The sequence below is a fragment of the Paenibacillus cisolokensis genome (genome assembly GCF_018403665.1).
Taxonomy (GTDB): Bacteria; Bacillota; Bacilli; order Paenibacillales; family Paenibacillaceae; genus Paenibacillus_AH; species Paenibacillus_AH cisolokensis.
In genome coordinates this window covers 1-6,768 of sequence record NZ_BOVJ01000255.1, presented here as the reverse complement: position 1 = coordinate 6,768, position 6,768 = coordinate 1, and the positions used below count along the sequence as shown (strand labels likewise).

At 52.9% G+C, this 6,768-nt stretch carries 7 protein-coding genes; all 7 read left to right on the top strand.

All coding sequences use genetic code 11. The features are described from left to right. Positions 1 to 547: 547 nt before the first annotated feature. The 7 genes from PACILC2_RS25655 to PACILC2_RS25630 all read left to right on the top strand — a co-directional run bounded on the left by PACILC2_RS25655 (position 548) and on the right by PACILC2_RS25630 (position 5,974). Positions 548 to 805 (top strand): hypothetical protein, encoded by a 258-nt coding sequence (locus tag PACILC2_RS25655; protein WP_213531835.1) that lies wholly within the window; start codon positions 548 to 550, stop codon positions 803 to 805. Positions 806 to 1,028: 223 nt separating this feature from the next. Then, positions 1,029 to 1,838, top strand: a complete 810-nt coding sequence (locus tag PACILC2_RS25650) for an arginase family protein (protein ID WP_213531833.1) — start codon at positions 1,029 to 1,031, stop codon at positions 1,836 to 1,838. A gap of 84 nt (positions 1,839 to 1,922) precedes the next feature. Next, positions 1,923 to 2,522 carry a TetR/AcrR family transcriptional regulator gene (locus PACILC2_RS25645; protein ID WP_213531832.1) on the top strand — a complete coding sequence of 200 codons (600 nt, stop codon included), beginning with the start codon at positions 1,923 to 1,925 and terminating at the stop codon, positions 2,520 to 2,522. A gap of 143 nt (positions 2,523 to 2,665) precedes the next feature. After that, complete coding sequence (locus PACILC2_RS25640; protein ID WP_307860718.1) at positions 2,666 to 3,595, top strand: ATP-binding cassette domain-containing protein; 930 nt, start codon at positions 2,666 to 2,668, stop codon at positions 3,593 to 3,595. A 121-nt stretch (positions 3,596 to 3,716) separates the two neighbouring features. Next, positions 3,717 to 4,361: an ABC transporter permease gene (locus PACILC2_RS25635; protein WP_244863870.1), complete on the top strand. Its 645-nt coding sequence runs from the start codon at positions 3,717 to 3,719 to the stop codon at positions 4,359 to 4,361. Positions 4,362 to 4,914: 553 nt separating this feature from the next. Continuing rightward, complete coding sequence (locus tag PACILC2_RS28265; protein WP_280515403.1) at positions 4,915 to 5,037, top strand: hypothetical protein; 123 nt, start codon at positions 4,915 to 4,917, stop codon at positions 5,035 to 5,037. Between the two features lie 283 nt (positions 5,038 to 5,320). After that, entirely contained in the window at positions 5,321 to 5,974 is a 654-nt protein-coding gene (locus PACILC2_RS25630) for a copper amine oxidase N-terminal domain-containing protein (RefSeq protein WP_213531829.1), read from the top strand. Positions 5,975 to 6,768: the final 794 nt, after the last annotated feature.

Here is a 6,768-nt window from a genome sequence, read left to right as displayed (position 1 = left end):
CGTTACAATTCCGGAACATCTATTTTTGACCAAATAGCGATTGTGAGATTCGTTAGAAAGATACTGGAGGCTCATATATCCGATAATGCCGCTTGCCACTAGCGTTTTGTCGGGGTGTTGTACGCTATGCTCCTCGGAAAATCGCCAGACGATGCTCAAATGATACTATGAAACGATACTATGAAACGATAGCTGTCACGGCTAAGTTGAACTCGTCTTGAAACTTCCCGGTCTTGATCGGCTTCCGTTCATGCCGAATTGACGACGGTTATACTATTGCTTTCGATAAGGCGCCACCCGTCTCCCGAGCGTAAGACCTGCCCATACTAAAAGAGGATGAGAGGGAGCTCGGCAGCCACGTACATCCCGACCGTTACAATGTCTATCATCTCCGCGTCGTAAAAGCGGTACAATGCATACGCTGTAAAAGGGATTTCGACAAGCCCCGCGGTGATGAAGCCCGGCGTGTATTTTTTAGCATGACGGTATAGCCGACATGTTTGATCCCGTCGAGGAAGAGGATGGCGATTATTCCGACGAATAAAGGGTGCGGCTTGCCGCTGTTTTCGAAATCGCCGGCAGCGAAGCATGTTGCCAGAAAAAGAAGCGATCCGAGCAGCAGCACTGCGACCGTAAACTGGAACGTGATATTTTTCTCCCAATTGTATATGCGATTTTCCGCGATCCGAGGCTGATCTTTATGCTTTCGCAGCCATTTTCCATGGTGATGATCTCTTCACCGTCATGGATGAAAAAGCAGCCGGGAGCAGCCATATCAGCACTTCCAAACGAATCAGTTCATTGAAGTACGACAACACTATCGCCTCTCCTTACGCTCCGGTTGAACCGGCAATTCTCCATTTACTATAATATTTTTCGGACATCAATGCGGGAATATGATTTTTGATTTTTTGTGTTTGTAAAGTTATTTTTCAATCGAATCACTTGATCCTTGCACTACGTCGAGGTGTAAAATATTTAACATACCGTAAAAACAATTTTCGTGGTGAAAAGGAAGTCTGGTCATAATGAGCGGCAAAGTTGCAGTATTGAACTTTGATCAAACGTTATGTTCGCAGCCTCATTTTCTTCAGCCTGCTTTTGAGTGGATTGAACTGTCGGATATAGGGCAGACCAACGGATATTGTTCGAAGGATTCGCTCCGGGAAATTGGCAGCAGATTGCAAAAACGCCGGAATAGAGGCGTTACGCTGATCGGAAGAGGAAATTATCACTATGTAAGCTACCTGCTGACGTCCGAGCTGTCCGTACCTTTTACCCTTGTGCTGTTTGATTATCATTCAGATATGATGGAGACGCCGGACGACATGCATATTTCTTGCGGTTCGTGGGTGCTCGAAGCGATCAGGAGGCTTCCTCACCTGCGCAAAGTGTTGTTGATCGGTGTAAGCGAGGCCGGTTTGAAGCAAATGCCAGGGGATGTTCGGGCCAAAGTATTGGCGTATCCGAACGATAACGTCAATGAATCGGAATCCGGCATCCGCTCGTTGGTGTCGAATATTCCGACCGATACGGTGTATATCAGCATCGATAAAGATGTGCTGAATCCGAGCGAGGCGGTCACAGACTGGGAGCAAGGCCGGTTTTCGTTGCGATTTATGGTCCGCATTCTCGAAGCCATTGCCAAGGCGAAAAGGGTCGCCGGGGTCGATATATGCGGCGAGTATCCGATAACGCCGGCGCATATTTATCGCAATGAAATGCGGCAAGCGTCGCGAATCAACGAACGGGCCAACCGGTACCTTGCAGAGCGGGCCGTTCAATGGATGAGCGAAACCGTGCCTTCCGGACATCCGGTCCATCGGTCCGCCGGTTAAATTGTGAATGGTAAATGACGAATTCAAAATGATAAAATCACATTAAATGACGCGAAATGACGCGATAGAGGAGATTCGACATCCATGGCCCCGTTAAAGGAAGAGCAGTTGGAGCAAATTCGCAGCCAAAGGAAATTTCAAATCATGATGGCCGCTTTGAAGGTATTCGCCGAAAACGGCATCAGGCTGACGAAAATCAACATGATCGCGGCCGAAGCGGGAATCAGCCACGGCCTGCTGTATCACTATTTCAAATCCAAAGAAGAAGTGCTGTATGAAAGCCTTCAATGGGCGATAAGCGGATCGGGCGAACTGTTTCAGGAAATTGCAGAGATGCAGTCGGGCCCCGTCGAGAAGATCAAACATCTTGTCAAAACTGCGTTTACGGAAGGAAACAGTGATGTATTCCGGGTAATCCACCATTTGCGGCGAACGAATCACGACGTCCCCGAGCATATCGCGGCGCTGATCGAGCGTTCATCGAAGGAATACATCACCTTTCTCCTTCCCTTGTTTATCGAAGGGCAGCGCACCGGGGATATTGTTCAAACCGACCCGCAGGAGCTGCTGGAGATGTTTTTAACCGTCATAACGGGGTTGATGATGGAAGGGGATCTGGAATGGTGGGGCCGGGATATCGACCGTAAAATCGATCTGCTGATGAGAATGATTACGGCGCGGTAGCTCTGCCGCTGGCCGGTTTTCAAAAAACCATTGACAAAAGCCGTAAATCATAATAGTCTTTTTTGACTGAACAAGTCAATCAAAAAACTTGTCCGTCTTTCGTGGCTTCGTGGCAAGTTGAGGAGGGGTACGAGTTGGGAGAAGTGATGATTTCCGTCCGGGAGCTCAGGAAAGCTTATGGGGATCGGACCGTTCTCGACGGGCTTTCTTTCGAGGTGGAGTGCGGAACGATATTTGCATTGCTCGGGGAAAATGGCGCCGGCAAGACGACAACCGTCCGTATTTTGTCGACCCTGATCCAACCGGATGCCGGGAAGGCGACGATCGCAGGACACGATTGTATCAAGAACGCGGCCGCAATCCGCAAAATAATCAGCTTGACAGGGCAATATACCGCGGTTGACGAGCAGCTCACCGGGGAAGAAAATTTGCGGATGATGGGACGGCTCAGCCGTCTGGATCGCCATACGATCAAGAAGCGGACGACGGAGCTGCTGCAGCAATTCGATCTGGAGGAGGCGGCCGGACGGCAGGTCAAGACCTATTCGGGAGGCATGCGCCGAAGGCTGGACATCGCCGTCAGCTTGCTCGCTTCGCCGTCCATTATTTTTCTGGACGAACCGACGACAGGTTTGGACCCGCGCAGCCGGATGCGCCTGTGGGACACGATCCGACAGCTTGCGCAAAGCGGCACGACCATCCTGTTGACGACGCAATATTTGGAGGAAGCGGATAAGCTTGCGGACCGAATCGCGGTCATGAACGGAGGAAGGATTGTCGCGGAAGGAACGGCCGAGGAGCTGAAACGGATCGTCGGCAGCGAATGGATCGAGCTGATTTTCCGCCATCGGGACGATCTGGCGAAAGCCCGGGCGTTGGTAAACGGTCAACCGGACGAAACCCGCAATACGATTGCCGTTCCTTCCGACGGTTCCGCGGAAAGCTTGAGGCGGTTGCTCAACGGACTGCATGAACGGGGAATCGAACCGGAATCCGTTCAATTGCGGAAGCCGACGCTGGATGACGTCTTTATACAAATGACAGGACGACAAAAGGAGGCGGTGAGCGTCTGATGGAGAAATCCCGGTTATTGTGGGCCGCAAGCGATAGTTGGGTGATGCTGCAACGCAATATAAAGCATTTGGTACGGAATCCGGAATCTTTGTTTATCAACATTTTTTGCCTGTCGTGCTGATGCTGATGTTCGTCTATGTATTCGGAGGGGCGATCCAAACGGGCACTGCGTACGTCAATTACATCGTCCCGGGCATTATTATTTTTTGCGCCGGTTACGGCAGTTCGATGACGGCGGTAAGCGTCAGTCAGGATCGGCTCGGCGGTTTGTTCGAACGGTTGCGAAGCATGCCCGTTCACCCTTCCTCGTTTATGCTTGGCCATGTGATCGGCAGCTTCGTCCGGAATGCGATCAGCGCGGCATTGGTGTTCGTCGTCGCCTTTCTGCTCGGATTCAGACCCGAGGCCGGCTGGCTGGATTGGCTTGGCGTCGTATTGCTGCTCAGTCTGTTTATTTTATCGGTTTGCTGGTTGGCCGTCGTCTTCGGGCTGCTGGCCAAAAGCGTCGAAACCGCCAGCGCCTTCACCTTTATCGTCATGTTCATGCCTTATGTCAGCAGCGCGTTCGTTCCGACCGACACGATGCCGTCATGGCTGCGCGCGTATGCCGATTATCAACCGTTTACCCCGCTTATCGAAACGTTGCGAGGCCTGCTTCTCGATACGGATATCGGCCGTCAATCCTGGATTGCCGTCGTTTGGTTCGGCGGTATGCTGTTCGTTTCTTATATCGTTGCCATGATCCTGTTCAGAAGGAAAGGATAGACGCGGAATGCAGCCGGACTGGCTGCATTCCGCATTATTTTTGCGAAGCTTTGTCGGGCCAAAGGTAGGGCAGGATGAGCAAAACCGCGGCAAGCAACAATGCCGTAAGGAATGCTGTAGGGATGCCGTAGGAATGCTGTAGGGATGCCGTAGGAATGCCGTAGGGATGCAGGGATGCTGCATGGATGCTGCATGGATGCCCTAGGGATGCTGTTTCTTGATAGAGAAGCCGTCGGTGGCAAAAATGATCGGAACGCCTGTATAAGTTGTACGTTGTACAATTAAATATCCGAAAACGGGGCGCTCCGGCGGAAATAGTTGCAGTTCGTACAACTAAAGCGGCCGGGATGCGACTCTTGGAGGCATTTAGAGCAGTTTTATTGCACATGATGCAATAAAACCTCCGGAAACGGACGCGAAAGCGCCCTTCCATTGCATGAAGTGCAATGAAAGGGCAGCGTGAGCGCGGCGAATGGAGCGATGGCAGCATGCGTACGGCGAAATGGTGCAATAGAAGGCCAGTATGCAAGCGGGTAAATGGTGCAATAGGAGCGTGCGAGCGGCTGAATGGAGCGATGGCAGTGTAAAAGCGACGAAGTGGAGCGAAAGCAGCATGCGAGCGACGAAGTGGAACGACGGCGGCATGGAAGCGATGAATGGAGCGATGGCAGTGTGAAAGCGACGAATGGAGCGAGGCAGCATGCAGCATTGAAACGGAGCGATGGCAGCATACGAGCGAGCGGCGAAACGGAGCGATGGCAGCATGCGTGCGGCGAATGGTGCGCTGTTCTGGATAATGGGCGGGCATCGAATCGGCAACTGTCAGGAAGGCCCGGAAAGCCCGGAAAGTCTTGGCCGGCCCTGAATAAAGCCATGGCATTTAGGTGCAACATTTGCCGCAGTTGTCAAGTCTAATAGATCGGAGGAAATGAAAAATGAAACGCGGAGGATGAGTTGCGATGAAAAAGAAGCTGTCGCTCGTACTGTCGGGAACGATTCTGGCGGTTGCGCTCGTTTCGGGAGCCGCGGTTGCCTCGGGGCCGATAAAGCTGTTCGTGAACGGTAAGGAAATCCGAAGCGATGTCGCACCTGTGGTCGAGAAAGGACGCGTCCTTGTCCCGATTCGCTGGGTCGCCGAAGCGCTTGGCGCCGATGTGAAATGGGACAAAAACAGCCAAAGCGTCCGGATCGAAGATCAGGGCGGGCAATCGGCCAGCCAGCATCTTGAGTTGATAGAACGGTTCTATGCGCCGGAATCGGCCAAGGAGGCGGCGGAGACGTGGGCGGAAGCCGTCAAGCAGCGGAACGGCGCCGTGCAGTATTCGTTGCTGTCCCCCGAAGCGCAGAAGGCGACGATCGACGAGTTCGAGCAATGGAACTGGGTGCCCGGCGTATCGAGCCCCTGGACCGACAAGTATACCGTCTCGCTCCTCAGCTCGAACAACAAGGACCGTTACGTCTATACGGTCGAGTTTCAAATGAAGACGTCGACCGGCGATGCGGGCAAAGGCAATGTCGAAGTTACGGTCGTCTATAAGGACGACAGATGGGTCATTACGGACATTGAGCCGGATCCCGATGCCAAATCGCTGCCGGATCTCGTTCTGCCGTAAGGCGGCTGGTCGGGGGGCATGCGGACTTTCAAGGTTGCTGTAGCCGGAGTGAATGAAGCGACGCTGTTTCGCCTGTAATCACGACACCGTGTACCGCAACCGTCAATCATTCAGATTCGCTGAAGGAAGGCGCCGTTATACCGGGTTCCGGGAAAAGGAGAAGGGGGAGAAGGGAGAAAAGGGAAGGGAGAAGATAGAAGGTAGAAGGTAGAAGGTAGAAGGTAGACGGTAGACGGTAGACGGCGAACCGGCATCCGCATAAGCCGAATAAGCTGCCGCCGGTCTGAAACCTTCGCCCTCGAACAGCCTTGCCATAGGTATTTCAACCCGAAATATTTCCGGGGAAATAGGAATATGGTCGCATGTCGATTGCCGACGTCATCACCCCCTTCCCCTTGGAACCATATCAGCCTCGGATTTGAAGAGGCCGTGTTCAGTAAATTGATTTTGAAATGCACTGTTCGCCATGCACATCGGGCTTGCTCAGGCGAACGGCGCGATGCGCACAGGCGGCCGGTTTGCAACCGGCCGCCTGTCTGCCGTCGTGTCGCATGGCGGACGGTCAAACCGCATGCGACAGCGGCTGAGCGATATAAGGTATTCCGACGCCTCGGCGAATCAGAGCCGATCTTCAAACAAAGACGCAATGCCGTCAGAGAGACTCGACTGATGGACACGCGGAAGACTGCGTATGTGTCTGTGGAAACTGTGGAAACGGGTGAAACCCCATATAACAGGTGGTTGACCGCCACCATGCGGCGAGCCGCGCGCTGGGGAGATGTGCGCGGCGAATC

Excerpts from the sequence above, each read along its gene's own strand:
- PACILC2_RS25645 (WP_213531832.1), top strand. The coding sequence starts at position 1,923 with ATGGCCCCGTTAAAGGAAGAGCAGTTGGAGCAAATTCGCAGCCAAAGG.
- PACILC2_RS25635 (WP_244863870.1), top strand. The coding sequence starts at position 3,717 with ATGCTGATGTTCGTCTATGTATTCGGAGGGGCGATCCAAACGGGCACT.
- PACILC2_RS25630 (WP_213531829.1), top strand. The coding sequence starts at position 5,321 with ATGAAAAAGAAGCTGTCGCTCGTACTGTCGGGAACGATTCTGGCGGTT.
- PACILC2_RS25650 (WP_213531833.1), top strand. The coding sequence starts at position 1,029 with ATGAGCGGCAAAGTTGCAGTATTGAACTTTGATCAAACGTTATGTTCG.